This window comes from Novosphingobium decolorationis (assembly GCF_018417475.1).
Lineage (GTDB): Bacteria > Pseudomonadota > Alphaproteobacteria > Sphingomonadales > Sphingomonadaceae > Novosphingobium > Novosphingobium decolorationis.
In genome coordinates this window covers 1,692,304-1,717,796 of record NZ_CP054856.1, presented here as the reverse complement: position 1 = coordinate 1,717,796, position 25,493 = coordinate 1,692,304, and the positions used below count along the sequence as shown (strand labels likewise).

The following is a 25,493-nucleotide window of genomic DNA, read 5'->3' as shown; positions in this document are numbered from 1 at the left end:
CATGCTAGCGCGCGACCTGCCGCGCTCAAGCGCGCGCTCGATGGATGGCCGACCGGGATCGATGGGGGCTCAATCCATCAGCGCGCACGAGACGCCCGTGAACAGGCCATTCGTCACGTGGTAATGGATGTACTGGCGAAGTTCCTGCACCTCGCCCTTGCGGATCGGGAAGAACTGGTCGAGCCCCTGCGCGGCGAGCGCTTCTGCGGTCAGGTCCTTGCGCGCTTCGATGCGGATTACCCCTTCGAGGGCAACGAGTTCGGCGCTGGCGGCGAAGCGTTCGATGGTCAGCGTTTCCTCCACGTGGTCGTGCAGGAAGCCGTAGAAATCGCGGAACGCCTCACGCGTGGCGAGGTCGACGCCGAAGAAGGTGAGGTGCGCGCCGGGCGCGTAGAAGTCGTAGACGGCATCGTAGTCGCGCGCGTTGAAGGCCGCGGCGTAGCGGTCGTAGTCCTCGCGGGTCATCGGGCAGCTCCTCTCTTGTCGAAATGGCGTGTCGCTCCGCCTTGCACATATTGATAACGAGCGTTACGATTATGCGCAACGACTGCCCCGATGCAGCGAAGGGAGAGAGAGCTTGCACCCGACGACAGAGCCCGAGACGCGCGTCTATACCGCGCAGGAACAGGCGAACATCGACCACGTACGCACGATGATCCGCGAGGTGCTCGACGCGCTCGATCCCGATGCGGTCGACCGGTTCATCGTGCCCGACTACATCCAGCACAACCAGATGGTGGGGCAGGGCACCGAGCCGCTCAAGCAGTTCCTGCGCGAGGCCAAGGTCCATTCGCCCGAGCCGTGCCATGACATCAAGCGCATCTTTGCCGATGGCGACCACGTCATTGCGCACTACCACCTGCGCCGCTGGCCGGGGGATACGGGCTACGCGATCATGGATATCTTCCGGCTCGAGAACACGATGGTGGTCGAGCACTGGGACGTGATGATGGAAGTCCCGGTGGACAGCCCCAACCCAATCGGACCGTTCTGAGATGGCGCGCGCGGATCGCTTCATCGGCAAGCGGGTGGTTGTCCTGGGCGGCAACAGCGGCATCGGGCTGGCCTGCGCACAAGGGTTTGCCGAGGAAGGCGCGGGCGTGCGCCTCACTGGCCGGGACCCGCAGACCATCGCCAGCGCCGTCGCCTCGATCCCCGGGGCGAAGGGCAACGCGGTCGACATTTCCGACCTTGCCGCGATGGACGCCTTCTACGAGACCGTGGCGGCCGAGGAGGGCGGCATCGATGTCCTCATGGTCAACGCCGGGATGGGCGGCTTTTCGCTGATCGAGGACATGACGAGCGAATACTGGGACCAGGTCCATTCGATCAATCTCAGGGGCTGTGTCTTTGCCATGCAGAAGGCGGTGCGGCTGATGGGCGAAGGGGGCGCGATTGTCGTCACCGGATCTATCGGCGGCCATGCCTTCGTGCCCGGCAACGCGGCCTATGGCGCGGCCAAGGCGGGCCTTGCGCTCGCCATGCGCCAGTTCGCGGGCGAGTATGTTGCGCGCGGGATCCGGGTCAACATGGTGAGCCCGGGCCCCATCGAGACGCCGCTCCTCTACCGCAATCCCGGTATGGACGAGGCGGCGGTCGAGGCGATGCGCGAGCAGATGATCGCGGCCGTGCCGATGAAGCGCATGGGCGCGGCGAAGGAAGTGGCCGATGCGGTGCTCTTTCTCGCCTCCAACGAGGCAAGTTTCGTGACCGCGGCCAACCTGATGGTCGATGGCGGCGCGCTGGAAATCGGATGAGGATGGCATGACCCATAACGACACGACGCCCTTTGCCGGGCCTTTCTCGACGCTCGACAACCCGCGCCTCGAATTCGCGATGGAAGTGCGCCTGACCTTCCCGCGCGTGCAGATGATCGCCAACACCCCGATGGGGGGCAACCGCAGCGCGGTCTATGTCGATGGCGGGACGTTCGAGGGGCCGCACCTGAAAGGCAAGGCGGTGCCGGGCTCGGGCGGTGACTACGCGACCTTCCGCCCCGACGACGTCGCCGTGTTCGACGCGCGCTACATGCTGGAGGAGGACGACGGGACGCTGATCCTGCTCAACAACCGGGGCTTCCTGTGGGGGCGCAAGCCCGGCACGATGGAGCGCCTGCGCGACTGGGCCTTCAAGGGGGGCGAACCGGTCGAGCAGCAGGAATACTACCTGCGCGGCAACCCCAGTTTCGAATGCCCGGTGGGCAAGCACGACTGGCTGACCAAGCACGTCTTCATCGGCGTGGGTGAGCGGCGCGCGGATGGCAACCTGCTGCGCTACTACGCGCTGACCTGAGGTGCGTCATGGCCGAAGCTGAGACGCTCCAGCAGCGCAACGCCCGGATCGTGCTCGACATGTGGCAGGGCGTGATCCGCGAGGGGAGCCGCGAGGCCGTGCTGCGCTATATCCACCCGGACTACGTGCAGCATGCGGTGAACCTGCCTTCGGGGCGCGAGCAACTGCTGCACCTGACGGACCTCATCCGCAATCCGCCCGAGGGATTCGTACCGCCGGCAACCAAGCACCTTGTGCGCACGGTGGCGCAGGACGACACGGTCGTGGTGATCTGGCACCAGGACCAGCCCGATCCCGCACGGCCAGGGCAGACCTACCCCGGGCACGCCTTCGACATGTACCGGCTGGAGGATGGTCTCATCGTCGAACACTGGGACGACACCCGCAAATGGGCGCGCTCCTGGGCCGAGGAACAGTCGGGAGAGCGCTCATGAACATGGCCACACAGCTGGTCCCCGGCGCGAGTGTGCCCGAGGGGCAGACCCCGCCGATGGTGGCGGCCGACCATGCACAGCTGCTCGCCAGCGCAGATCCCGTTCTCGCGGCGAACAAGCGGCTTTGCTACGACATGTACCGCATCGTGCTGCAGGGCGGTCATGCCGACCGCGCGCACGAATTCATCGCCGAGGGCTATATCCAGCACAATCCCAACGTCGTCAGCGGGCGCGCCGCGCTGGAAAGCTTCATCCGCGGTTCGCGCCCGGCGCGCGAGGTCCGGCCCACCATCGAGCTGCCGCTGGTCTCCATCGTGGCGGAGCGGGACATGGTGACGATGGCCTTCGTGCGCACCGAAACGGGTGAGGTTGGAGAGACCTACCACACCAGCTGGTTCGATCTGTTCCGTATTCAGGATGGCCGGATAGCCGAGCACTGGGACCCGGCGATCAAGAGTGCGGCGATGCTCAGGACCGATCCCAACTCGCAACGTCTGGACTAGACGCGCGCGGCGTGCGGCGCTCCTTCGAGCGGTAGAGGTCGGCATCGGCCCGGCGGAAGAGCTCGTTCGGAGAGGACGGCTCTCCGGCGCGGGGCAGGGCGAGACCGAACGAGGCGCGGATCGAGAGGGACGTTCCCTCCCAGTCGAACGGCGTGGCGAGCATGTGCAGGGCAGCGTTCAGGCGCTGCTGCAACTGGTCCTCGTCCTGGTTCTGCGCAAGCACCATGGCGAACTCGTCGCCCCCGATGCGGGCGAGCAGCAGGGCTTCGGGAAAGGCGCTGCGCAAGTGCGCACCGAAGCGGGCAAGGCAGGCATCGCCTGCGATGTGGCCGAAGGCGTCGTTGACGGCCTTGAAGTGGTCGAAGTCGAACAGCACCAGTGCGCCGGCCGAGGCCATGTTGCGGGAGGCTGGCGAGGAAGGCGCGTGGGGCGCATGAAGAAAGGCGGCGTGGAACAGCGCGCGGTTGCCCAGCCCGGAGACCGGATCGGTGAAGGCGAGTTCTTCCAGTTTGCGCAAATAGAGCCGCTCGTGGGTGATGTCCTGCTTGGTGCCGTGCAGCCGCAGGGCCTGGCCATTGCGCGATTCGACATGGGCATGGATGCGCAGCCAGCGTTCCTCGCCCTCGGCGGTATATATCTGCGCCTCCAGAGAAAAGGCCCCGAGCACTTCGATGGCCTGCGCGCGTCGCACCTCAAGGAGGCGGCGCGATTCGGGGGCATACATGTCGAGCACCTCGCGCCGGTCGACCTTCTCGCCAGGGGCGAACCCGAAAAGCTCGAAAGTCGCTTCGTTCCAGCGCAGGCTCTGATCGCCCAGATCGCACGAAAAGGCTCCGATCGCTACGGGCGTGCCGTCACTCTGCGTGTCGCCCTCGGACGCGCACGAATCCCTGCGGGTGATCGCCTCGAAGGCGGCCCGCGAGATGGAAAAGGGAGGGACAGCCTGGGCCAATGAGAGGTCAAATACCGTAGGAGTGGTGAAGGTGCGTTAAGTATCCTGGAATACTTAAGGACGGGCTAAGGTCTTGGCTTCGCGAAGTATCTGGGCCACTCCTATAAGCATCTCGCGTTAACTAGAAAAGGGGGCAGTCATGGGCGCGACGCAGCGGCGGACATGGCGACGCCCGATAGCGCGGCGAAGCGCGTGAGAACGGCGTCCTGGACCTTCGTGTCGAGCGTCTTGGGATCGGGCTCGCGGCGCTCCATGTGGTGCCAGTAGCCTCCGCTGGCTCCCGCCTCGCCGTCCAGGCATGTTGCAAGCCAGCACTGTGTGAGGTGGGCTTCGTCGAGGGGATCGCTGGCCGATTCGCCGCCCATGCGGGTGGGCACCCAGCCCGGATCGACGGTGTGGCACGCGATGTCGGGAAGGTGGCGGGCAAGGCCGTTGGCCATGGCCGTCAGCAGCATCTTGCTCTCGCCATAAGCGCTCGCGCCCGACCAGCGGCGTTCGCGCCAGTCCATGTCGTCGAGCGCTTCCTCATGGCCATAGTGCATCGAGCTGCCGGTGAAGATCAGGCGCGCAGGGCGTTCGGCGAGCAGGCTGAGCATGTAGGGGGCGATCGCGTTCACCATCAGGACGCGCAGGAGGCCCTCGCGAGTTACCTCACGCGTCGAGTCGATGACCCCGGCGTTGTGAATGATCGCGTCGACAGGGCCCGTTTCGTTGAGCGCCCGGGCAAGTGCGCGGACCTCCTCGAGGCTGGCAAGATCGCCGGTCAGGACCGTATTGACGTCGGCGAGCGCGCCAAAGGCGTTGATGCGCTCTTTCGAGCGGGCATGGAGGATGACATCGTGTCCGTTGCCGATCAGTGTCTGGATGGCGTTGCGACCGATCCCCTGCGTTGATCCGGTGACGAAAATGCGGGCCATGTCGCGCTCCTTTCCCGCTTCTTCGGGGTGGTCGTGACGGCCCTGGTGTGCGGGAAAACAAAGCCGCGCCAAGCCCCTGGATGGAGCCTGTCGCGGCAGGATGTGGTCATGGAGCGTCCGCCCTGCAAGGCGCAGGTGCAGGGCATCGGTCTCGGCTCAGGGGCGTTCCGGCTCCCAGACCGCGCCCTTGATGTGGTGGATGAGGCCGGCCGCGTCGACCTTGTAGAGGATCAGGAACTCGACCTCGACCCGTGCCCCTTTCGGCACGAGCGACATGCCGGAAAATCCACGCGCCTCCAGCACCTCGCGGGAGAGGTCCTTCAGGCCCTCGAAGGTGATGACGACATGGCCGACGAAGCCCTCGGCGCCGGGATAGAACCCGCGAAAGTCGACGGTTTCACGGCAGTACTCGTGGAAGAAGGCGTAGAACGCGCGGAACGCGGGCTTGCCGCGCACCGCAAAGCCTGCGTTCTCCAGCACGAAGTCGTCGGTGAAGAAGGTCTCCAACGCGGCGTAGTCGCGCGCGTTGAAGGCCTCCACGTACCGAATGTAGTCCGCTTCGCACAACGGCATCGTCGCGGCCGAAGCGCTCACAGCTGCGAGGGCATGCCGTCGAGCAGCATCGTCTTGCTCTCGAGGAAGGAGTAGAGACCTTCCACGCCGCCCTCGCGGCCGATGCCCGACTGCTTGAAGCCACCGAAGGGCAGGCCGAATTCGAGGCGCATGCCGTTCTGGCCGAAACCACCCGCGCGCACCTTGCGCCCGATGCGGTAGGCCGCTTCGTGGTCGTTGGTCAGGACCGAGCCGTTGAGGCCGAAGGCGCTTTCATTGGCGATGCGGATCGCGTCCTCTTCGTCCTCGGCCGGGATGAGGCTGAGGACCGGGCCGAAGATCTCTTCCTGTGCGATGCGGCTCGTGTTGTCGACGTTGGCAAAGAGGGTGGGCTCGAGGAAGTAGCCCTTGTTCATCGTGGTCGGGCGGTTGCCACCGGTGATGAGGTCGGCGCCTTCGGCCTTGCCGATGGCGATGTAGTCCTCGACGCGTTCGAGTTGGCGCTTCATGGCAAGGGGACCAAGCTGCGTGTCGGGCGCGGTGCTGGCCCCGATTTTCACGCCCTGCATGACCCTGGCGATGGCATCGGCCAGTTCGTCGTGGCGCGCTTTGGTGACAATGGCGCGGCTCAGCATGGCGCAGACCTGCCCGCTCATCACGGTGATGGTGTTGCCCAGGATCGCGGCGGCGGCCTCGATCGGGAAGTCGTCGCGCACGATGGCGGCCGACTTGCCGCCCAGTTCGAGCGTGCAGCGCGCGACGCGGCCCGCGCAGACCTCGCCGATGCGCTTGCCCGCGATGGTCGAGCCGGTGAAGCTGACCTTGTCGATACCGGGGTTGTTGACGAGGTGATCGGACGCGTCGCGCCCGCCGCACACCAGGTTGACGACGCCCGCCGGGATGCCGGCCGCGTCCGCCGCTTCGGCCATGATATAGGCTTCGAGCGGGGTTTCGGGCGAGGGCTTCATGATGACCGTGCAGCCGGCAACCAGCGCGTAGGCGACCTTGCTGGAAAGAATGCCGTAAGGCGCGTTCCAGGGCGCGATGCAGGCGGCAACGCCAACCGGCTCGTAGGCGACAAGCGCGGTGTCGACCATCTGGCTGGGGCGGCGCACGACGAACTCGAAGTCCTTGCCCAGCGAGGCGATGAACTTGATCGTGGCGGTCGCGCCGCCGTGCATCTGCGGGGCAAAGCTGGAAAGGCCGCCGACCTGCGCGGTCCAGCAGGCGCACAGTTCGGCTTCGCGCTTCTCCAGTTCCTCGGCCCAGCGCAGGACGGCGGCCCCACGCTCGGCCGGGCTCATCTGCGGCCAGGGGCCGGTGTCGAAAGCCTCGCGCGCGGCGGCAACGGCCTTGTCCATGTCCGCGGCGGTGGCGTCGGCAACCACGCCGATCACCTCCTCGCTGTTGGGCGAGACGAGTTCGAAGCGTTGGGTGCCGGTTGATTCGATCCAGCTGCCACCGATGTAGAGTTTCTCGGGGTTGCGGATATCCACGCCTTCAGGGGTCATTGCAGGTGTCCTCTTCCATGTGCGCACGGCTTGCGATCCGACAATGATGCCGGAGGGTGCGCGTCTCTTGCCAAAACGATAACGAACGTTACGATGGTGCGCAACGCCCAAAACGCGTTTCGGGGGAGCCGATCTGGTTTCTCCGGCCGCGGGAAGAGGGCTCGGGAGAGGAGAGAGGCTGCATGGATCAGGATCCGGCAATTGCCCAGTTGCGGGCCGAAGTGGCGCAGCTGCGCGAAGAAGCACGCGCCGCGCGCGACTGGACCGAGATCGCCAACCTCCAGGCGATGTACGGATACTATGTCGACAAGGGGCTGTGGGACAAGGCAGCGGATCTGTTCGCCCGCGAGGGTACGCTCGAGATTGCGGGGCGCGGCGTCTATGTCGGGCGTGAGCGGGTGCGGGCTTACCTGCATGCCTTGCCGCCCTACGAGCGCGGCGCATTGTTCAACCACATGCAGCTCCAGCCCGTGATCCACGTCGAGGGAGATACGGCAAAGGCGCGCTGGCGCACCTTCATCCAGATCGCCTGGCTGGGCGGGGTCGCGCGCTGGGGCGAGGCGACGTATGAAAACAGCTACGTGCGCGAGGACGGGGCCTGGCGCATCGCCTCGCTCCATGGCTTCATCACCTTCTATTGCGAGTACGACAAGGGCCTGAACGAGGGCGGCATCCCGCTTCTGCGCAAGATCGACGGGCTGAAGCCAGACCTTCCCCCCACGGTCGAATATGAGGCGTTTCCCGAGGTCTTCGTGCCGCCCTTTCATTACGGCGATCAGGCGGCGGAGGCGGGCGCGTGAGCGGCCTGTCGTCAGGGCTTGATCGCGCCGCGCTCTATGCCGTGCTCGACCGCTATCTGGCCGCCCTGGACGCGCGTGATCCGACGCAGGTGGCCTGGACGCGCGATGTCTTCCACACTGAGAACAACGTCGCGCTGCTTCCGGGCGATGGGCTGTGGGCGACGATCACCGGCCGGGGTACCTACGACTTTCGCTTCTGCGATCCCGAGACGGGGCAGATCGGCCTGTTCACGACGGTGATCGAGAGCGGCGACGAATCCGCCGCCGCGCTGCGCCTTGGCGTGAGCGGGGCGGGCGAGGTCTGCGAGGCCGAAATGATCGTCGTGCGCCAACGCGACGAGGCCCTGCAGTTCCCCGATCCCAGGTTCGAGGCCAAGCCGGTCATGGACGCCTTTGTGCCCGAGGCCGAGCGGATGACCCGCGAACGGCTGCTGACATTGGCCAACGGCTACTTCGCGACGCTCGAGCAGAACGACGGGCAGCTCTTCACCGCCTTTCACCCGGACTGCCAGAGGGTCGAGAACGGGACACAGACGACCAACAATCCGGCCTTCATGTTGCCCATTGCGAAGCTGGGCTGCGAGGCGCAGTTTCGCCTCGGCTGGTACCGTTACGACGATCGCCTGCGCGCGCGCCGCTTCCCGCTTGTCGACGTGGAACGCGGGCTGGTCATGGCCCATGGCTTCATCGACCATCGCGGCGTGCTGGAGCGCTATACCCTGACCGACGGAACCGAAGTGGAATCGCATATCCGCCGCCCGCACACGTTCTATCTCTCCGAAGTCTTCAAGATCGAGGCCGGCGCGATCCGCCAGGTCGAGGCGAACTTCATCACCGTGCCCTACCACATGCCCTCGCCCTGGGACGCTCAGGGGCAGGGGCGATGAGCGCGACCCTCCTGCCGGATGCAGCGCCCGCGCTTTCTGCCCGCGCGCGCTGGACCTCGCTGATCCTGTGCGGCGCGGTCATGCTGCTTGACGGCTATGACCTGACCGCGATGCCGCTGGCCGTGCCGCACCTGGTTCAGGCCTATGGCCATGCGCCCGAGACCTTTGGTCTCGCGCTCTCCGCCGTTCTGCTGGGGCTGGGTCTTGGCGCGGTGGGGCTGGCGCCGCTGGGCGATCGGTTCGGGCGGCGGCGTGTGATCCTCCTCGTCCTGCCGGTGCTGGCGCTGGCGACCTTCGGGACGGCCACGGGCCAGAGCGTCGAGGCGTTTACCGCCTGGCGGCTTCTCACCGGCCTTGCCCTCGGCGCGTGCCTACCCAACGTCACTGCGCTCAGCGCCGAACTGGCGCGGCCCGGTCGGCGGGCGAGCACGATGACGATTGTCTCGATGGCGATCCCACTCGGCGCGGCGGGATCGGGTCTGGTGGTCTCACCGCTTGTTGCGGCCTTCGGGTGGCAGGCGATCTTCATCCTTCCGGGGCTTGTAACTTTGCTGCTGCTGGGCCTCCTCTGGTTGGCCTTGTCCGAATCCCCGGCGGTCGCGGGTGATGTCGAGGAGGGGGCAGGTTCAGGAGCGCCACTGGTGCAGTTGCTGCACCGGCCCATCTTCTACGTCACCGCGCTTATATGCGTGCTCTACGGGGTCAACGCCGCAGCGCTCTACTATATCAATTCCTGGGTGCCCACGGTCCTGCCGAACGCTGGTTTCACGCTGGAGACGGCGGCCCATGCGGTCTCGCTCCTGCAATTCGGAGGCATGGTCATCGGGCTCCTGCTCGCCCGCATGCTTGACGGGGGGCGGGTGACGGTGGTGCTGGCGACAAGCTACGGCGCGATAGGGCTGGCGCTGCTGGCCTTTGGCCTCGTCCCGCCCACGCGGCTGGGCTGGGGTATCCTCCTGCTGATCGCAGGCGGCGGCATCTCAGGCGTGCACGTCGCGATCCTGGCGGTGGCCTCGGGGCTCGTCCCGCCGCGCCTGCTCTCCAGCCTCATTGGCCTTGCCGTGGCGGTGGCCCGGATCGGCGCCATCGGCGGCCCCTTGCTGGGCGCTGCGGTCATCGAGGGAGATGTAGGGGCTGCGCTGTTCTTCGCCTTTGCCGCGCTGCCGGTGGCCTTGTGCCTGGGCCTCACGATGTTGCTGCCCGTCGTGCGACGGGCCGCGCGTCCCGCGCCTCAGTCGAGTGAAAGCGAGAAATCCCGCTCCCCGCGCCAGGCGGTGAGCGTGGGTCGGTAATAGGCCCGATAGGGCCAGAGCAGGACCGCGTTGAAGAGGATCGTCAGCGCGCCGAAGACGACTTCGACGACGCCCCATTCCAGCGCGAAGTTCCAGTAGGCGATGACGACCGTCAGCGGCACGGCTGCGGCCGCAACGAGCGGCATCATGCGGTCGGCAAGGACAAGGACTGCAATCGCGATCTCGGCCACCTTGATCCAGGCGAAGAGCCCGGAGTGGATGAGCGCCAGCGTGAATTCCTGGCCCAGCGGCGTATTGCCGAGCGGCTGGAGTTCGAAGGGGGTGAAGTACTCCACCCCCGAGAACAGGTACCACAATCCGAAGATCCAGCGGCTGGTGTGATAGAGCGCGCGCATCGTGTCGTCCTCTCGTCCTGGAAACGTGCCGGAAAGGTCCGCGCTCAGAACGCGCGGCGGACCGAGAGGAACCACTCGCGCGGACGGCCGACCGAGCCGGTGTTCACGCCGTAGTTCTGCACGTTTTCGCTGACGCCGGTGTAATAGAATTTGTCGAAGAGGTTGGTGATGCCGGTGCTGACCTGCCAGGTCTCGTCGTCCGAGGCGTAAGTCAGGCGCAGGTTGAAGAGGCTGCGCGAACCGATCTGGTTGTCCGGGTTGTTGACCGAGTTGAAGTAGAACGAAGACTGGTAGGTCCAGTCGACGCGCGGGGTGAGCGTGCCGATGCCATCGCCTAGCTGTGCCTTGTACTGCATACCGGCGCTCAGCTGCCAGCTGGGGTTGAAGGGGGCGACCATGTCCTCTTCGACAAAAGTCGTGGGATCGACGCGGGTATAGTCGAAGTTCAGGTAGCCCATCGCGCCGTCGATGGTGAGGTTGTCGATGGGCTCGGCAAAGAGCTCGGCCTCCAGGCCCCATACGTCCGCATCGCCCGCATTGGCCGGCTGCGAGCAGGTCGGGCTCACGCTTTCCGGGCAGAAGTAGCGGTTGATCTGGAGATCCTTGTACCGGTTGAAGAAGAACGTGCCGTTGAAGCGCACGCGGTTGTTCAGGAGGTCCGACTTGAAGCCCGCCTCGTAGGTGGTGAGCGTCTCGGGATCGAAGGGCACGATCTGGTCAGGCGTGTAGGGGCGCGGGTTGATGCCGCCGCCCTTGTAGCCCGTCGCGATCTGCGCATAGACCATCAGCTCGGGCATGAAGCGGTAGTTGACGCCGAGGCGATAGTCGGTGCGCGTGCCCTTGAAGAGGCCCACTTCCCCGTCCAGCCCCGCGACGAGGAAGTTGGTCGTCAGGGGAATGCCCGAGGGCAGGGTGCCGTCCGGATTGCGCCGGGTGAACTGGTACGTCTTCTTGTCGTCGGTGTAGCGGATGCCCGCGATCACGTTGAGGTCGGGCGTCAGGTGAAACTCGGAGTGCGCGAAGGCGGACACGGAGCGGTTCGAGATCGGGTCGTCCTGCACGAAGTCGAACATCGCGGTCGGGATGAGCGAGCGTCCGGCGATGTTGTCGTCGGCATCGTAATAGTAGCCGCCCACGGTGAAGTCGACGAGCGTGCCGACCTGGCCGGAAAGGCGCAGTTCCTGGGTGAACTGGGCGTGTTCGTAGTCGAACTCCTGGACCAGCACCGAGAGGGGCGAGCCATCGAGATCGATGCCCGAGGTGCCGCTCGCCTCGCGGTAGGCGGTGATCGACTTGACGGCGAGGAAGTCGGTCAACTTGAAGTCGACCGTACCGGCCACGCCCCAGCTCTTGGCGGTGCTCTGCGGGCTGGTGTCGAAGGTGCCGGGCGCGACTTGCAGCGGCGTGCCGAAGATCGTGGTGTAGTTGCCGCCCGAGGCGTAGTTGGCGTAACTGGAATAGGACTTCGGCCCGGTCAGGAAGCGGCTGTCGAAGGGGACGCCGCCCATCGGATCGGCCGCGTCGTAGGAGCGGGTGTCGTTGCTGTTCGCATAGATCAGCTTGGTGGCAACCTGCTCGGACTTGTTCATCGCGTAGTCGCCGATGAGGTTGATCTCGAGGCTCGATCCGACAGGGGCATAGCGCAGCGCAAGGCGCCCGCCCTGGACATCGACGCCGCCCTCGGTGCCGGTCTGGCAGTCGCCGCCACCCACGGTCGGCGCAATGCCGGAATCGGGGTTCAGGCAGCCGTAGTCGTAGAGCTTGAAGAAGCCGTCGGTGTGTTTCGAGACACCTGAAATGCGCGCGTAAAGCCCATCGGCAATGGTGAAGCCGGCGCTCGCGCGCAGGTCGATGCGGCCGTAGCTGCCCGTGGTTGCCTCCACGAAGCCATCGCTGACCTCGTCGGGCTTGCGGCTGAACAGCTTGATCGAGCCGCCGATCGAGTTCTTGCCCGAGAGGGTGCCTTGCGGCCCGCGCAGGACTTCGACGCGGTCAAGGTCGTTGAGGTCGAGGATCGCGCCGAAGGTGGTGCCGTAATAGACATCGTCGATGTAGATGCCCACGCCCGGTTCGAGCGCGAAGCTGGAATCGTTCTGGCCGATGCCGCGGATATAGGCCTGCACCGCGCTGCCGTTGAGGCCGGTCGCTTCGGACAGGTTCACGTTGGGCGCGATGGCGGTGAGGTCGGTGACGCTGTCGACGCTCTTGGCGGCCAGCTGGTCGCCGCTCGTCGCGGTGATGGCGATGGGCGTGTCCTGCAGGCGCTGTTCGCGAAACTGCGCGGTCACGATGATCTCGGGGGCGTGGACTTGCGCACTGTCCTGTGCGCCGTCCTGCGCATGGGCGCTGCCAGGGCTCAGGGTCAGGCCGGTGAGGCCCGTGGCCAGGGCGATCACGGCGCTGGCCGTGCGACGACAGGTGAATGGGGCTCGTGCCATGATATTTCCTCTCCCTCGACCATCGGATCGGGCAGGCGGATGGAGGACGCTGGCGGTCCTTTCTCACCCTTCATGGTCGCGTGAAAAGCCCTGCCGGGCATTCCTTGCGGCCACCGTTCTCCCTGCCCCAACGGTCCATCGTTGGTGACTTCGTCATTGTGCAAAGGGCAGTCTGGACCCGGGCAGCGGTGCCCCTGTCAGCCGGACTACCAGCTTGGGTAAATTAGTAACGATCGTTATTAATGTGTCAATCGATTTCGTCGCCCGAAAGGAGCCTCCTCTCTCCTTCCGGACGACGTCCCGACAGCGCGCCTCGGCGCGTGCGCATCAGGCCGCGGCGGCCTGCGCCTTGCGGGCCTTGGCCTTGTCGAGCTGTTCGCGCGAAACCCACCAGCCGTGGACCTGCGCGCGCATGGGCAGGGGCATCGGCACGCGGGCGATGGGCCCCTTGGCCACGGCATCGGCCTCGACCACCCAGAGTTCGGAATCGAAGCTGTTCTCGCCGGTCTGGCGGTCGACCACCATGAGCAGCCAGCCGTCCTTGTCCGGATCGGAGGAGGGCACATGGACCGGCTCGTTGATGGCCATGCCCGGTTCGAGCGGCATCGCTTCGATGCGTCCATTGCCCGGCTCGATCTGCACCAGCATGTTGAACGAGACCCCGACCGGGCCACCAAGGACGGGCGGGCCGCCTTCGGGGTTGATGGTGAGGTACCAGCCCTTGCGGTGCATGCGGCCCTGGCTGGCGTCGGGAATGCGCGGCATGTCGCCCGGAGGGCCGATGACGCGCGATTCAAATTCCTCGCCGGGCTTGGACATGTCGAAGGTCCAGCGGGTCATGCCACCCTGGATGCTCTGCTGCGCGCGCTCGACGCCGCCCGCCTCGCGCATGAAGCCGAAGGCGCAGGTGTCGGACAGGCACACGTCGAGATGGACCAGATCGCCATCGTCGTAGGCGTTGAGGAAGTGGAAGGCCGAGACGCCCTTGGGTCCCTTGAACCAGCGCATGTCCTCGACCTTGCCGTAGCGCGGCATGATCCCGACCCAGGATTCCAGGTCCTGCTGGTGCGCCCAGTGCGCGCCGCCTGCCTTAAGGCGGTCAAGATCGGCGGTGGTCGGGAAGATCGGGAAGACAGCGTACGTCTCGGTGATCGTGAAGTCGTGGATGGTCGAGCAGTAGGGCTGCTTGAACCATTGCTCCGAGATCAGGTTGCCGTCCTTGTCGGCAATGCCATAGGCCACATCGAGGCTGGCGAGACCGCCCGCTTCATAGCCGAAGAAGAACATTTCGCCCGTCTCGGGGTCGATGCGCGGGTGGGCGGTGAAGGTCTCGGACTTGAGCGCACCATAGTAATCGAAGCGGCCGATGGTCTCGAGCGTCTCGGGATCGACCTCGTAGCCAAGCCCATCTTCCTTGGTCATCAGCAGGCGGCCGCCGTGCCAGACAGGCGTGGTGTTGGCGACGGTGCGGTCCTTGCCCGCGACGCTGGGATCGTCGGTGTAGGGGTTGCGGTAGCGCCCGAAGAGCGCGGTGCGCGCCTCCTTCTCGAGGAGGTAGCGCTCGGTCTCGACATACTTGATCGCGTAGTCGACGGTGCCGCCGCGGATGTCGAACTTGGCGACCATGCCATCGGCTGAAAGCGCGACCTCGTCCTCGAAGATCGGGGCCATGGCCGGGTCGGGGACGGCGCGGAAGAAGGCGCCGTCGATCTCCTCGGGAATGGTGCCGATGACATCGAGATTGCGGGCCGACCACTCGACCCCGATGGGGGTGTTGGTGCCGGTGAAATGGATGGTGTGCGGGAACTGTGTCACAGTGACGTCCTCTCCAGAATGTATCCAGAACCTGTTTTGGGTGGTGTCTCCCCGGGGACCCCGGTTTGTTGTGTCACGCGTTCCATCAGCGGTTCGCGCGCAGGGCCTTGAGTACGTGGTCCGAGCCCTTGTCGCCGACCATGATCGCGGTTGCGTTGGTGTTGCCGGCAGGCAGGCTCGGGAAGATCGAGGCGTCGGCGACCCACAGGCCCTCAACGCCGTGGACGGCAAGGTCGGGATCGACCACCGCCATCAGGTCCTCGGCCGCGCCCATCTTTGCGGTGCCGACCGGGTGGTAGAGCGGGATCGAGGCGAGCTTGACGTATTCGCGCAGAGCCTCGGGCGCGTCGAGCCCGGCGCCGGGGCGGACCTCGCCGGTGATCTGGGCGGCCATGGGAGCTGCCTCCATGATCTTGCGCGCAATCGCGATGCCCTCGACGATCTGCTCGATGTCGTCCTCGCTGCCCAGCTGCTGGTGCGCGATGACCGGCGGCGCCAGCGGATCGGCCGAGCGCAGGGTGATGCGCCCGCGCGCGGAGGGGCGCATGAGGCCGATCAGCGTGGAGACCGCCGCGTCCTTGCGCAGCATGAGGCGGCCCTGCTCGTCGAAATCGAAAGCGAAGGCGGCAAACGAGATCTGCAGATTGGGTGCGGGCAGTCCCGGGCGCCCATGGACGAAGGCCTGCGCATGGCCGATCCCGGTGGTGAGGGCACCTGTGCGCAAGGCGGCGAACTTGAGCAGTTGCAGCGCGCCCCGCAACCCTTGCGCATCGGTGTTGAGCGTCGTGCCCGAAACCGTGTTGACGAGGTGCGTGCCGACATGGTCCTGCAGGTTGCGCCCGACGCCGGGCAGATCGCGCACGAGGGGGATGCCCATGTCCTGCAGATGCTCGGCCGGGCCAATCCCCGAGAGCATGAGCAGGCGCGGCGTGTTCATCGAACCCGCGCTCAGGACCACGCCGCGCGTGCTGCGCCAGGTGCGTTCCTCGCCGCCTTGCCGCACGACCACGCCGCAGGCGCGGCCCTCCTCGATGAGGATGCGCAGGACCTGGCATTCCAGTTCCACCTTGAGCCGCCCGTCGTAGTCGCGCCCCTCCAGATAACCGCGCGCGGTCGAGCAGCGCAGGCCGCCGCGCTGCGAGACCTGAACGTAGTCGACGCCTTCGGCGCTCTTGCCGTTGAGATCGTCCGAGCGCGGGATTCCGGCAGCTTCGGCCGCGGCAATCCAGTCGTCTGTGATGGCATAGCGCGCGCGGACTTCGGAGACCCCGATGGGGCCGCCCGTCCCGCGCCAGGCGTCGGGACCGCGCTCGTTGTCCTCCAGGCGGCGGAAGTAGGGTAGCACGCTCTGGTAGTCCCAGCCTGCCGCGCCCAGGTCAGCCCAGTGGTCGTAGTCCCACTTGTGCCCGCGGATGAACATCATCCCGTTGAGCGAGCTGCCTCCGCCCAGGAGCTTGCCCGCCGGCCATACGTCGGCACGCCCGCCGAGCGAGGGGTCGGGCTCGACCTTGTAGCACCAGTCGTAGTCCGGGTTCTGGACGACCGAGCTGGTAAGGGCAGGGACGCGCGATTTCAGCGTCTTGTCGGAGCGTCCGGCCTCGACCAGGAGCACGCGCGTGCCCCCTTCGGCGAGCCGTCCGGCCATTGCCGCGCCGGCGGAACCGCCGCCGATGACGATGATGTCAGGGGTATCCATGGCCTGTCTCTCCTTCGTCAGTAGCTGGACAGGATGGTGAGGCTGGGCGCGTCGAGCGGCTTGCCCGCGGCCTTCAGCTTGAGTTCACGCGCGCGCACCTTGGCCTGCTCGTCGATCAGCCAGGCGTGGATCGCATGCGCGTCCTCCTTGCTGATGAGATCGTCCCAGCGGGGCATGCCCATCGGCAGGAACGCGCCTTCCAGCACGATCTGGTCGAAGGCTTCGTGGATCTCGGGCTGCATGCGGCGCAGGTCCGGCACGCCCGAGATGATCTGGTTCGAGTGGCAGATCGCGCAGTTGCCGAAGAACACCGCCTGGCCGCGTGCGATCGTCGCCGGGGTTACGCCGGGAAGCTGTGCGGGCGGCTCGGGCGCAACTTGCGGAGCGGGCAGCGGATCGGGCTTGGGTACTTCGCCGCCGTCGATCTTGAAGACGAGCAGACGGTTGGCGTTGCCGTATTTATAGGGCGCGGAGTAGCGCGGGACGAAGCCCCAGCCACCCCCGCCGAAGCCCGCCTGGACTGCGACGTACTGCACGCCGTCGACGCGGTAGGTCATGGGCGCGGCCATGATCGCGGTACCGGTGTCGATTTCCTTGAGGATCGCGCCCGTCTCGGCGTCGCGCGCGATGAAGCGCCCGTCGATGCTGCCGTGGAAGACGATGCCGGTCTTCGTCGCCATGACGCCGGGGCGGTCCTGCCAACCCTCGGTGTCGACCGCCCACTTGGCCTTGCCGGTCATCGGGTCGATGGCGCGGATCTGCGAGGAATAGGGCTTGTCCTTGACCCACTGCCATTCGGGCAGGGCCTTCACCATGTCCTGGAGCGGCGGGGGCAGGGTGGCGATCGACTTGTCGAGATCGGCGGTGAAGAGCAGCGCGGTCTGGATGTTGAGCGCCTTCTTGCGGTGCGGATCGGCCGGGTCGAGCGGGGGCGTGGTGAACATGAGGTTGCCCATGTCGAGCACGGAGGCGAAGTAGAGCTCGCGGTCCGGGTCATAGGCGGGTGGGTACCAGTTGCGCGCGCCGGGCGAGGCGGGGAAGATGATCTTCGGTCCCTTCCAGTAATGGGCGCTTTCGGGCTTTTCCTTGGGGCGCCCGGTCTTCATGTCGTAGCCGTCGGCCCAGCTGGTGCGCACGATGGCGTTGATCGCGATGGGTTTTCCGGTCTCGCGGTCGAGCACGAACATGTAGCCGTTCTTGGGCGCGTGGATGAGCACGGGGCGCATCTCGCCCTCGACGTCCATGTCGGCAAAGACAATGGGCTGGGTCGAGGTGAAGTCCCAGGCATCGCCCGGCGTTTCCTGGTAATGCCACTTCACGCGGCCCGTCCTGGCCTCAAGCGCGACGAGCGAGGCGACGTAGAGGTTGTCCCCTCCGCCCGGCGAGCGACGCTCCAGGTTGTAGGGCCCTGCGTTGCCGACACCGATGATGACCGTGCCGAAGCGTTCGTCGTAGTTGATCGCGTCCCACACGGTGCCGCCGCCGCCGATGTCCCAGCGGCTTTCGGGCGACCAGGTCTTGACCGCCTCTTCCAGCTCCGGGTTTTCCTGAGGTCCTTGGGCGGGATCGTGGGGCACGGTGTAGAAGCGCCAGGCCTGTTCGCCGGTGGCGACGTCATAGGCGGTCACATAGCCGCGCGCGTCGTATTCTGCGCCCGCATTGCCGATGAGCACGAGGTTCCCGGCCACTTCGGGCGCGCCGGTGATGGTGTAGCCGCGCGAATGGTCGGTGATCGTGTCGGCCTTCCAGGCGACCTTGCCGGTCTTGGCGTCAAGCGCGTAGAGCCAGCCGTCGAGCGCGGCTACCATGACCTTGCCGTTCGCGACAGCAACGCCGCGGTTGCCCTGGTCGCAGCACGCGCCGCGGTTGGCCTGCATGTCGACCTCTGGCTCGAAGGTCCACAGCTCCTCTCCGGTCGCGGCGTTGAGCGCGTAGGTCCGCCCCAGATTACCCGAGGTGTACATTACCCCGTCGAGGACGACCGGGGTTGCCTCCTGCACGCGCGAAGAGCCCAGGTCATAGCTCCAGGCAAGTCCCAGACGCCCGACATTGCCGGGGTTGATGTCGATGAGGCGCGAGAAATGGGCCGCATTTGCGCCGCCCTTGGGGGTGGTCCAGTCATCGCCCATCGCGGCGCTGTCGGACGAGCCGGTCGCCCCGGAACAGGCGCTCAGCAGCAGGGCTGCGGCAACGGTCAGGCTTGCGGAAAGTACCTTCATTTCGGCCAGCTTTCGCAGTGCTGCAGCATCACCTCGCGCAAGCTACGCGGCGGCTTGCCGGTCAGCTTCTCGACGTGGACGGTCGCAAGGTCGAAGAAGCCCTCGCGGATCGACTGCCCGAAAGTGACCATGTCGTCGCTCGACCAGGGGATCGGCCCGTCGGGCACGATGTCCGAGGCGTGGCGCGGCACGCCCAGCGAATCGAAGTAGGCGAACATGGCCTCGTCATCGACATGCTCGACTTCGATCGGCTTGCCCGCGATCTCGCTCGCCATCGCAAGCGCTTCGGGGATCGAGATGAGCTCGGGGCCGGTGAGGGTGTAGGCGGTGTTCGCGTGCCCGTCCTGGGTAAGCACGCCAACCGCCGAGGCCACGCAGTCGTCGCGGCTGACGAAGGCGACCTTGCCGTCCGCGCAGTTGTCGGGCTTGTGCCCTGCCATCAGCGCAGGGATGACCATGGCGCCCGCGATGGCTTCGGAATACTGGCTGTCGCGAAGGTGCGTCCAGGCCGCGCCCGAGGCTTCGATGATCTCCTCGGTGGCGCGGTGGTCGAGCTTGACGATGGCCGGGTTGTCGGGCGCATCGGCCGCGATGAGCGAGGTGTAGACGATATGGTTCACGCCAGCGGCCACGGCGGCCTCGACGGCATTTCGGTGCTGGCCGACGCGGGTGCCCACGCGCGCGGTGCTGATGAGCAGCATGCGCTCCGCGCCTTCCATCGCGGCAGGCAGGCTTGCGGGATCGTCGAAGTCGGCTGCGCGTACGTGCGCGCCAGCCTCCGAAAAGTGTTTCAACTTGTCCGGGGTCCGTGTCAGGAACACGAGGTCGTCCGCCGCGCATTTTTCCAGAAGAAGTTGCGCTGCGCTGTGTCCGAAGGCGCCCGATGCGCCGGTGACAATGATCTTGCCCAAGGGTCCTCTCTCTTCCCGATTTCGCTCCGAGTCAGCCCGGAGTTCTTGTGGAAGAAAGTAACGAGTGTTACTGTTGCGTCAAGGCACCTCGTACCGGCCCGCAAACGCGATGCGGGCGGCGAGGGCGAACATGGGAGAGATTTACCTTGCCGAAATTGCCGATCGAAGACCGTCTTGCGCTGCAGGATCTGATTGCGGACTACAGCTGGGCGCTGGACACGGGCGACGTGGAGGCGCTGGTCGCCTGCTTCACGCCCGATGCGCGGATGGTCGAGGAAGTGTTCGAGGACCCGGACATCTGGGAAGGCCACGAGGGCATTCGCGGAATTGCCGAGCATTACCGCAACGCACCGGGCTTTCCGGGGCGTCAGCACCACGTCACGCAGACCCAGTTCCGCCCGCAGGACGATGGCAGCGTCAAGATGCGCAGCTTCGCCTTCGTGACCGAGTGCGAGGACGAGCCGCCCTATCTCCTGCGCTTCACCGGCTGGTACGACGACCACGCGGTACGCTGCGAAGACGGGAACTGGCGCTTCCACCGCCGCACCGTCCGTCTCTGGGACGGTGAAGTTCTCAGCAAGTTTCCCGGACGCGGCCAGTGGGTGCCGCGCAAGCGGCCGGAATCGCTCATCATTCGTAAGTGACGAAGAAGAAGGAGAGGATTCAAGGGGCCATCGCCCCTTGGACCCCAGACTTGGCGACTTCACCTTGTTCCGCCCGCGTGGCGTGCGGGACGTGAGGTCGCCGGTTCGGGGAGCCCGAGGGAGATGGCCCTCGGAACTCTTCTTACTCTATGCGAGAAAAAAGCCCTTCCGGAGCCGCCGTTCCGGAAGGGCTTTTTTGTGGGCAAGATCACCCCTTTCGACGTAGCACCCAGCTGAAGCTGGTCGGCGCATCCGCTCCCTGTATCTCCAGGGCGTCCGTCAGCGGCGCGGCCCCCAGAGCCAGTTCGGCGAAGGCGCGCGGCCAGTTGGGGCCACTCGCGCGGGCGAGGGCGGCGAAGGCTTCGGCGCCGCTCCGGCAGCGGCTCTCATGGATACATCCGGCGCGCTGGGCGATCTGGACGAGTTCCTCGTAACCCGCTTCGCGGGCGACCTCGGCAAAGAGCAGGCGGTCGCTGGCCCGGCTAACTCCAAACACGACCTGTGGACAGCGTGCAAAGAGCGCCTGGGCCTGGCGCACGGCGTCTCCGGCGAGGGCCTGCGAGGTCTGGCCAAGCTGGGCGGCGCGGGCGGCAAAGCGCCGCGCGTCGGGAAGTGTGGCGTCATGCAGTAGGGTGGTGGGCGTTGTGGCGGCATTCGCTCCGGAGGCGAGAAGCGTGGAGCCAAGGGCTGCGAGTGGTACGCCTGCGGCGGTGAGAGCGAGCAGTTCGCGCCGGGCCAGAGCCGTCATCGGGTGTCCCCTTCCATCGTGCCGCCCATGTCCCTGGGCGTCTTGCTTGCTAGGTAGTCGGCGATGAGCTGCATATCGGCATCGCTTACTTCGCCGCGCGGGATCGCGGGCATGTTGCCGATGCCCATGCGCGCGGCCTGGATGACGTAGTCGGCGGGAAGGTCCTCGCGCTCTTCAAGCAGGGCCACGTCCATGCGGCGCGCGAGGAGGCCGGTGCCCATGCCGTTGGGGCCGTGGCACATTACGCACTTCTCGATGAAGAGCTTTTCGCCCGGGCCCGCATCGGGGCGCGAGGAGAGCGTAACGGGCGCGGGCATCGGCGGCGGGCCGCCTTGTGGCGCGTCCTTGGCGTCCTGGGCCGGGGCTCCGGTGCCACATGCCGCGACGGCGATGAGGACGGCCGTGCAGGCACCGGTCAGCGCTGACTTGGAAAGTGTGCTCATGCGCAGGTTCCTCCCTTGGCGCCGGGCCAGATGCCGCTCTTGCCGGGCGCGATGACGCCGGCCGGATCCAGCGCATTCTTCACGCGCTCATTGAGCTTGAGCAGGGCGTTGTCGTTGAAATCGTACGTCGAGGCGACGAGGTCCATGTAGTCGAGATGGGTGCGGTACTCGCCATAGCCTTGCGCTTTCGCGTCGGCGACAAGCTGGCGCAGGAAGGGATCGACCCGGCCCATCATCTCCGGGTCGTCCTTGTCGAGGAGGACTGCGTTGACGTTGATGAGATGGCGCTCGCCGAAGGCGAAACTGGCCTGGTAGTCCATGCCGTATTCGCGGTAGCGGTCATAGGTTCGCTTGAACTGCGCCATGGCGGCCGTGCCCGACTGGGGCAGCACCGGCGAGAAGCCGATGTGCCCGCCGCGCCCGCCGTGCCAGTTGGCGTTCTGCATCGGGAAGCTGATCGGCGTGCCGGTCCAGCCCGAATTTTCCAGCGGCTCGCCGCGCTTCCACTGCGCAGGGTGCATGGAGAGGGGCTTCAGGTCGTTCATCGCCTTTTCCAGGATCGGATAGGCCGCCTTGTTCACCTCTTCGCGGCCATAGAGGCGCAGGCTCACGCCCCACCAGCCCACACGGTACTTCGTGCGGATCGCCGAGATCACCTCGTCGCTCAGCGCGCCGGGCTGGTCGGTCCATTCCGAGCGCGTGGTGAGGACGGCCGCCGCGCGCAGCCAGTTGCCGATGGTGGGCGACTGCTGGAGCAGGCCTTCGCGGCGCAAGGGGGCCAGCGTGTCAATGAGGGGGCCGAGGTCCTCGGGATTGTCGAACTCGACATCCATGCCCATCAGCGATTCGGGCTCGGGCATGAGCCAGAGGCCCATCTTGGTGACGACGCCGAAGTTCGATTGCACGAAGAGCTGGTCCCAGGCCGGACCGAAGCCGTAGCGGTAGAGCTGCCAGGTGGGCGAACCTTCAAGCGCGCCCATCCCGGTGCGCACCAGCGAGCCGTCCGCCAGCGCAACTTCCATCCCGCAGATCTTGCTCGTGTTTTCGCCATAGGGGGTATAGCCCACGCCGCGGTCGAGCGCGTTGCCGACGACCGATCCCCAGGAATTTCCGGGCGTCGAAAGCCAGTGCTTCATGCCCCGGGCCTTGAGGAAGTCGTAGAGATCGTAGAAGCCCACACCAGGCTCGAGCAGGACGGTGCCGTTTTCCTCGTCGTACTCGATTTTCTTCATGCGGGAGAGATCGAGGATGACCGAGCCGGCCAGGACCGGTGCGCTGCCGCCGTAGCCCAGGTTCTTGCCCCGGCTGATCGGCCAGAGCGGAATGCCGACTTCGGAGGCGATGCGCAGGGCCGCCTGGACTTCCTGTGCGCTGCCCGGCGCGATGGCGCCGGATGGGTGGTGGAGCGTGTCGTCCACCGCGAACTTGTCGTTGTAGGCGGCGGCGTCCTCTTCGCCGAAAAAGACGTTGTCGGCGCCCAGCGCCGCCTGGAAGGCGGCCCGCGCCTGCCGGATGCGGGCCGGGTCGGGCCCCTGCGCACGTTTCGAAACCATCGCTCTCCACCTTGTCGCAAGCCAGGTCATGCGCCTGCGAAGCGCACGGGCTGGCTGCCACCTTATTAGTAACGTTCGTTACTTTGCAGGAGGTGCGGGCGCCTGTCAACGCGGCGCAGGCGCAAGGCGGCTCAGTCGCTGGGCGGCAGGCTGTGGATGCGGGTGAGCAGACCGATCAGCGTGGCCACTTCGGCGTCGGTGAAGCGCTCCTTGAGCCAGGTCTCGTGCGCGAGAATGGACGTGCGGGCCTCCTCGAGCACGCGCTCGCCCTCAGGCTGGAGGTGGAGCGAACTCTTGCGGCGGTCGAGCGGGGAGGGCTCGCGGCGCAGGAGGTCGCGCGCGGCCAGCCGGTTGATGATCTCGGTCGTGGTCGCGCGGTCCATCTGCAGCTGTTGGCCCAGGTCCGCCTGGAACAGCCCGGGCTGCTCGGCCACCGTCCACAGCACCGAGACCTGCTTCTGGGTCAGGCCCAGATCGGTGAAGGTCTCGGTGAAATGGCGATAGACCGCGCCATGGGCCAACCGGATATGGAAGCCCAGGATCGAGTCGAGATCGCCGTGTCCCCCGGTCCGCGCAGCGGCGCCGGGTGTCTCGGATTTTGGTTCGTTCGTGCCCACGCGCTCATGCTTAGCCCGTCGCGCAAATCGTGCAAGTCGCCGCATGAAAACAAAAAATAATGCATATAATCATATGTTTGCTGGATATTGGTTCGTTCCACGAACATTTTCTCTTGTGCGGATTTCGGGGCCGCGATACTCTCAGCAGGCACGCAGCGAGGCTGCGGCTGAATTTTTTGGAGAGGTGAGATGGCTGACAATCTCGAGCAGGTTCTTCAGGGGACCGGCAATATCGTTGAGATGCTGCGCAATTCGCAGCTTGGCGCCTACGTATACCCCGTTGTGGCGCCCGAATTTTCCAACTGGCGTTCGGAGCAGTGGGCCTGGCAGCACAGCGCCGTCCTGTTCGACCAGTCGCACCACATGGTCAATCTCTACATCCGCGGCAAGGACGCGCTCAAGCTCCTCACCGACACGATGATCAACAGCCCCAAGGGCTGGACCGTGAACAAGGCCAAGCAGTACGTCCCGACCACGCCCTACGGCCACGTCATCGGCGACGGCATCATCTTCTGGGAAGAAGAGGAAAGCTTCACCTACGTCGGCCGCGCGCCTGCGTCCAACTGGCTGCGTTACCAGGCAGAGACCGGCGGCTACGATTGCGAGATCGAGCTCGACGACCGCTCGCCGATGCGCCCGATGGGCAAGCCGGTCAGCCGCAAGGAATGGCGCTTCCAGATCCAGGGGCCCAAGGCTTGGGACGTGATCGAGAAGCTGCACGGCGGCCCGCTCGAGAAGCTCAAGTTCTTCAACATGAGCACCATGAACATTGCCGGCAAGACCGTGCGCACGCTGCGCCACGGCATGTCGGGCGCGCCGGGTCTCGAGATCTGGGGTCCCTACGAAGAGCAGGAAGAAATCCGCGCCGCCATTCTGGAAGCGGGCAAGGAATTCGGCCTGATTCCCTGCGGCAGCCGCGCGTACCCCTCGAATACGCTGGAATCGGGCTGGATCCCCTCGCCGCTCCCGGCGATCTACACCGGCGAGAAGCTCAAGGGCTTCCGCGAGTGGCTCGGCGCGAACAGCTACGAGGCCACCGGTTCGATCGGCGGTTCGTTCGTGTCGGACGATATCGAGGACTACTACCTCAACCCGTGGGAACTGGGCTACGGCAACTTCGTGAAGTTCGACCACGACTTCATCGGCCGTGAAGCGCTCGAAGCTCTTGACCCGGCCAAGCAGCGCAAGAAGGTGACGCTCGCCTGGCATCCCGAAGACATGGCCAAGATCATGGCCTCGATGTTCGATCCGGATGGCGAAGCCTACAAGTTCTTCGACGTGCCGCTCGCGAACTACGCCTCGTCCAACTACGACGCGGTGCGCGACGCTTCGGGCAAGACCATCGGCTACTCGATGTTCACCGGCTTCTCCTACAACGAGAAGCAGGCTCTGAGCCTGGCGACCGTCGATCCCGAAACGCAGATCGGCGACGAAGTCACCGTGCTGTGGGGCGAAGAGAACGGCGGCACCAGGAAGTCGACCGTCGAGCCGCACAAGCAGCTTGCCGTGCGCGCGATCGTCTCGCCGGTTCCCTACTCGCGCGTCGCGCGTGAAAGCTATCAGGAAGGCTGGCGCACCGTGAAGGCCGACGCCTGATCCTTTCGCTCTCCCGATGAAGAAGGGCCGCCCGGATTTCGATCCGGGCGGCCTTTTCTTGTGTGCCGGGCACGGCGTTGATGCAGGAGGTGTAAGTCCTTTGCAGGCCTGCTGGTGGGAACTGCTAGCTGAAGGCAACTGCGTCGCCGCGAGGCGGGGTGGGGAGGAAGCCGGAGGCAAAGCTCGGAGCTGACGAACAGGAATCGGATAGAAGGCCGGTGCGGCGGGATAACCCAGCAATGGATGGGGATGTCCGATAGCCAGACAGACGCGCGCATTGGTAAATCCGGCAGCGACCGAGTGAAGGATCAACGTCT

General features: G+C 65.9%; 25 protein-coding genes. 10 read left to right on the top strand and 15 right to left on the bottom strand.

Annotated features, from left to right (window positions below):
- Window positions 1-69 precede the first annotated feature (69 nt).
- Window positions 70-465 carry a nuclear transport factor 2 family protein gene (locus tag HT578_RS07780; RefSeq protein WP_213503463.1) on the bottom strand — a complete coding sequence of 132 codons (396 nt, stop codon included), beginning with the start codon at window positions 463-465 and terminating at the stop codon, window positions 70-72.
- A 112-nt stretch (window positions 466-577) separates the two neighbouring features.
- Between HT578_RS07780 and HT578_RS07775 the strand changes: the two genes are divergently transcribed.
- Genes HT578_RS07775 through HT578_RS07755 form a run of 5 tightly spaced genes read left to right on the top strand, consistent with a single transcriptional unit; the run spans window position 578 to window position 3,229 of the window.
- Complete coding sequence (locus HT578_RS07775) at window positions 578-994, top strand: nuclear transport factor 2 family protein (protein WP_239026550.1); 417 nt, start codon at window positions 578-580, stop codon at window positions 992-994.
- A 1-nt stretch (window position 995) separates the two neighbouring features.
- Entirely contained in the window at window positions 996-1,757 is a 762-nt protein-coding gene (locus tag HT578_RS07770) for an SDR family NAD(P)-dependent oxidoreductase (protein ID WP_213503461.1), read from the top strand.
- Window positions 1,758-1,764: 7 nt separating this feature from the next.
- Window positions 1,765-2,292 (top strand): DUF3237 domain-containing protein, encoded by a 528-nt coding sequence (locus HT578_RS07765; protein WP_039392330.1) that lies wholly within the window; start codon window positions 1,765-1,767, stop codon window positions 2,290-2,292.
- Window positions 2,293-2,300: 8 nt separating this feature from the next.
- Window positions 2,301-2,726: a nuclear transport factor 2 family protein gene (locus HT578_RS07760; RefSeq protein WP_213503459.1), complete on the top strand. Its 426-nt coding sequence runs from the start codon at window positions 2,301-2,303 to the stop codon at window positions 2,724-2,726.
- A complete protein-coding gene (locus tag HT578_RS07755; protein ID WP_213503457.1) occupies window positions 2,723-3,229 on the top strand; it encodes a nuclear transport factor 2 family protein in 507 nt (168 codons plus the stop codon). Before HT578_RS07760 ends, HT578_RS07755 begins: the two co-directional genes overlap by 4 nt.
- On the opposite strand, the gene HT578_RS07750 is transcribed toward HT578_RS07755, so the two are convergent.
- The 4 genes from HT578_RS07750 to HT578_RS07735 form a co-directional block, all read right to left on the bottom strand.
- Window positions 3,195-4,181, bottom strand: a complete 987-nt coding sequence (locus HT578_RS07750) for a GGDEF domain-containing protein (protein WP_213503450.1) — start codon at window positions 4,179-4,181, stop codon at window positions 3,195-3,197. The two genes, HT578_RS07755 and HT578_RS07750, sit on opposite strands and share 35 nt — an antisense overlap.
- A 137-nt stretch (window positions 4,182-4,318) precedes the next feature.
- The gene (locus HT578_RS07745; RefSeq protein WP_213503440.1) at window positions 4,319-5,098 is read right to left on the bottom strand and encodes an SDR family NAD(P)-dependent oxidoreductase; all 780 of its coding nucleotides are present in this window, start codon (window positions 5,096-5,098) and stop codon (window positions 4,319-4,321) included.
- Between the two features lie 156 nt (window positions 5,099-5,254).
- Window positions 5,255-5,692, bottom strand: a complete 438-nt coding sequence (locus HT578_RS07740; RefSeq protein WP_239026549.1) for a nuclear transport factor 2 family protein — start codon at window positions 5,690-5,692, stop codon at window positions 5,255-5,257.
- Complete coding sequence (locus HT578_RS07735; RefSeq protein ID WP_213503438.1) at window positions 5,689-7,161, bottom strand: aldehyde dehydrogenase; 1,473 nt, start codon at window positions 7,159-7,161, stop codon at window positions 5,689-5,691. The genes HT578_RS07740 and HT578_RS07735 overlap by 4 nt, the downstream gene beginning before the upstream one ends.
- Before the next feature lie 182 nt (window positions 7,162-7,343).
- On the opposite strand from HT578_RS07735, the gene HT578_RS07730 reads away from it, so the two are divergent.
- Genes HT578_RS07730 through HT578_RS07720 form a run of 3 tightly spaced genes read left to right on the top strand, consistent with a single transcriptional unit; the run spans window position 7,344 to window position 10,140 of the window.
- Window positions 7,344-7,961, top strand: a complete 618-nt coding sequence (locus HT578_RS07730; protein ID WP_213503436.1) for a nuclear transport factor 2 family protein — start codon at window positions 7,344-7,346, stop codon at window positions 7,959-7,961.
- The gene (locus HT578_RS07725) at window positions 7,958-8,848 is read left to right on the top strand and encodes a DUF8021 domain-containing protein (RefSeq protein WP_213503434.1); all 891 of its coding nucleotides are present in this window, start codon (window positions 7,958-7,960) and stop codon (window positions 8,846-8,848) included. The genes HT578_RS07730 and HT578_RS07725 overlap by 4 nt, the downstream gene beginning before the upstream one ends.
- Window positions 8,845-10,140 (top strand): MFS transporter, encoded by a 1,296-nt coding sequence (locus tag HT578_RS07720; protein WP_213503432.1) that lies wholly within the window; start codon window positions 8,845-8,847, stop codon window positions 10,138-10,140. The genes HT578_RS07725 and HT578_RS07720 overlap by 4 nt, the downstream gene beginning before the upstream one ends.
- Here HT578_RS07720 and HT578_RS07715 read toward each other — a convergent pair.
- The 6 genes from HT578_RS07715 to HT578_RS07690 all read right to left on the bottom strand — a co-directional run bounded on the left by HT578_RS07715 (window position 10,080) and on the right by HT578_RS07690 (window position 19,575).
- Window positions 10,080-10,496 carry a hypothetical protein gene (locus HT578_RS07715; RefSeq protein ID WP_213503430.1) on the bottom strand — a complete coding sequence of 139 codons (417 nt, stop codon included), beginning with the start codon at window positions 10,494-10,496 and terminating at the stop codon, window positions 10,080-10,082. The genes HT578_RS07720 and HT578_RS07715 overlap by 61 nt on opposite strands.
- A gap of 44 nt (window positions 10,497-10,540) precedes the next feature.
- Window positions 10,541-12,934, bottom strand: coding sequence for a TonB-dependent receptor (locus tag HT578_RS07710; RefSeq protein WP_213503428.1), 2,394 nt, complete (start codon window positions 12,932-12,934; stop codon window positions 10,541-10,543).
- Between the two features lie 327 nt (window positions 12,935-13,261).
- The gene (locus HT578_RS07705; protein WP_213503426.1) at window positions 13,262-14,749 is read right to left on the bottom strand and encodes a lignostilbene-alpha,beta-dioxygenase NOV2; all 1,488 of its coding nucleotides are present in this window, start codon (window positions 14,747-14,749) and stop codon (window positions 13,262-13,264) included.
- Window positions 14,750-14,834: 85 nt separating this feature from the next.
- Complete coding sequence (locus HT578_RS07700; protein ID WP_213503424.1) at window positions 14,835-16,445, bottom strand: GMC family oxidoreductase; 1,611 nt, start codon at window positions 16,443-16,445, stop codon at window positions 14,835-14,837.
- Between the two features lie 17 nt (window positions 16,446-16,462).
- On the bottom strand, window positions 16,463-18,664 hold the full coding sequence (locus HT578_RS07695; RefSeq protein WP_213503415.1) for a PQQ-dependent dehydrogenase, methanol/ethanol family: 2,202 nt from the start codon (window positions 18,662-18,664) through the stop codon (window positions 16,463-16,465).
- Window positions 18,661-19,575 carry an NAD(P)H-binding protein gene (locus tag HT578_RS07690; RefSeq protein WP_213503413.1) on the bottom strand — a complete coding sequence of 305 codons (915 nt, stop codon included), beginning with the start codon at window positions 19,573-19,575 and terminating at the stop codon, window positions 18,661-18,663. The genes HT578_RS07695 and HT578_RS07690 overlap by 4 nt, the downstream gene beginning before the upstream one ends.
- Window positions 19,576-19,721: 146 nt before the next feature.
- Here HT578_RS07690 and HT578_RS07685 point away from each other — a divergent pair, with 146 nt between their 5' ends.
- Complete coding sequence (locus HT578_RS07685; RefSeq protein ID WP_039391093.1) at window positions 19,722-20,219, top strand: nuclear transport factor 2 family protein; 498 nt, start codon at window positions 19,722-19,724, stop codon at window positions 20,217-20,219.
- A 208-nt stretch (window positions 20,220-20,427) separates the two neighbouring features.
- Here HT578_RS07685 and HT578_RS07680 read toward each other — a convergent pair whose 3' ends face one another.
- From HT578_RS07680 to HT578_RS07665, 4 genes are all read right to left on the bottom strand, one after another.
- On the bottom strand, window positions 20,428-20,967 hold the full coding sequence (locus HT578_RS07680) for a hypothetical protein (RefSeq protein WP_213503411.1): 540 nt from the start codon (window positions 20,965-20,967) through the stop codon (window positions 20,428-20,430).
- On the bottom strand, window positions 20,964-21,410 hold the full coding sequence (locus HT578_RS07675) for a c-type cytochrome (RefSeq protein ID WP_213503409.1): 447 nt from the start codon (window positions 21,408-21,410) through the stop codon (window positions 20,964-20,966). Before HT578_RS07675 ends, HT578_RS07680 begins: the two co-directional genes overlap by 4 nt.
- Window positions 21,407-22,963 carry an FAD-binding oxidoreductase gene (locus HT578_RS07670; RefSeq protein WP_213503407.1) on the bottom strand — a complete coding sequence of 519 codons (1,557 nt, stop codon included), beginning with the start codon at window positions 22,961-22,963 and terminating at the stop codon, window positions 21,407-21,409. The genes HT578_RS07675 and HT578_RS07670 overlap by 4 nt, the downstream gene beginning before the upstream one ends.
- 131 nt (window positions 22,964-23,094) lie before the next feature.
- On the bottom strand, window positions 23,095-23,580 hold the full coding sequence (locus HT578_RS07665; protein ID WP_039391095.1) for a Saro_0803 family transcriptional regulator: 486 nt from the start codon (window positions 23,578-23,580) through the stop codon (window positions 23,095-23,097).
- A gap of 189 nt (window positions 23,581-23,769) precedes the next feature.
- On the opposite strand from HT578_RS07665, the gene ligM reads away from it, so the two are divergent.
- On the top strand, window positions 23,770-25,176 hold the full coding sequence (gene ligM, locus HT578_RS07660; RefSeq protein ID WP_213503403.1) for a vanillate/3-O-methylgallate O-demethylase: 1,407 nt from the start codon (window positions 23,770-23,772) through the stop codon (window positions 25,174-25,176).
- Window positions 25,177-25,493 lie beyond the last annotated feature (317 nt).

Excerpts from the sequence above, each read along its gene's own strand:
- HT578_RS07770 (WP_213503461.1), top strand. The coding sequence starts at position 996 with ATGGCGCGCGCGGATCGCTTCATCGGCAAGCGGGTGGTTGTCCTGGGC.
- HT578_RS07695 (WP_213503415.1), bottom strand. The coding sequence starts at position 18,664 with ATGAAGGTACTTTCCGCAAGCCTGACCGTTGCCGCAGCCCTGCTGCTG.
- HT578_RS07700 (WP_213503424.1), bottom strand. The coding sequence starts at position 16,445 with ATGGATACCCCTGACATCATCGTCATCGGCGGCGGTTCCGCCGGCGCG.
- HT578_RS07780 (WP_213503463.1), bottom strand. The coding sequence starts at position 465 with ATGACCCGCGAGGACTACGACCGCTACGCCGCGGCCTTCAACGCGCGC.
- HT578_RS07760 (WP_213503459.1), top strand. The coding sequence starts at position 2,301 with ATGGCCGAAGCTGAGACGCTCCAGCAGCGCAACGCCCGGATCGTGCTC.
- ligM (WP_213503403.1), top strand. The coding sequence starts at position 23,770 with ATGGCTGACAATCTCGAGCAGGTTCTTCAGGGGACCGGCAATATCGTT.
- HT578_RS07670 (WP_213503407.1), bottom strand. The coding sequence starts at position 22,963 with ATGGTTTCGAAACGTGCGCAGGGGCCCGACCCGGCCCGCATCCGGCAG.
- HT578_RS07730 (WP_213503436.1), top strand. The coding sequence starts at position 7,344 with ATGGATCAGGATCCGGCAATTGCCCAGTTGCGGGCCGAAGTGGCGCAG.
- HT578_RS07745 (WP_213503440.1), bottom strand. The coding sequence starts at position 5,098 with ATGGCCCGCATTTTCGTCACCGGATCAACGCAGGGGATCGGTCGCAAC.
- HT578_RS07720 (WP_213503432.1), top strand. The coding sequence starts at position 8,845 with ATGAGCGCGACCCTCCTGCCGGATGCAGCGCCCGCGCTTTCTGCCCGC.
- HT578_RS07735 (WP_213503438.1), bottom strand. The coding sequence starts at position 7,161 with ATGACCCCTGAAGGCGTGGATATCCGCAACCCCGAGAAACTCTACATC.
- HT578_RS07755 (WP_213503457.1), top strand. The coding sequence starts at position 2,723 with ATGAACATGGCCACACAGCTGGTCCCCGGCGCGAGTGTGCCCGAGGGG.
- HT578_RS07715 (WP_213503430.1), bottom strand. The coding sequence starts at position 10,496 with ATGCGCGCGCTCTATCACACCAGCCGCTGGATCTTCGGATTGTGGTAC.
- HT578_RS07710 (WP_213503428.1), bottom strand. The coding sequence starts at position 12,934 with ATGGCACGAGCCCCATTCACCTGTCGTCGCACGGCCAGCGCCGTGATC.
- HT578_RS07675 (WP_213503409.1), bottom strand. The coding sequence starts at position 21,410 with ATGAGCACACTTTCCAAGTCAGCGCTGACCGGTGCCTGCACGGCCGTC.
- HT578_RS07680 (WP_213503411.1), bottom strand. The coding sequence starts at position 20,967 with ATGACGGCTCTGGCCCGGCGCGAACTGCTCGCTCTCACCGCCGCAGGC.
- HT578_RS07765 (WP_039392330.1), top strand. The coding sequence starts at position 1,765 with ATGACCCATAACGACACGACGCCCTTTGCCGGGCCTTTCTCGACGCTC.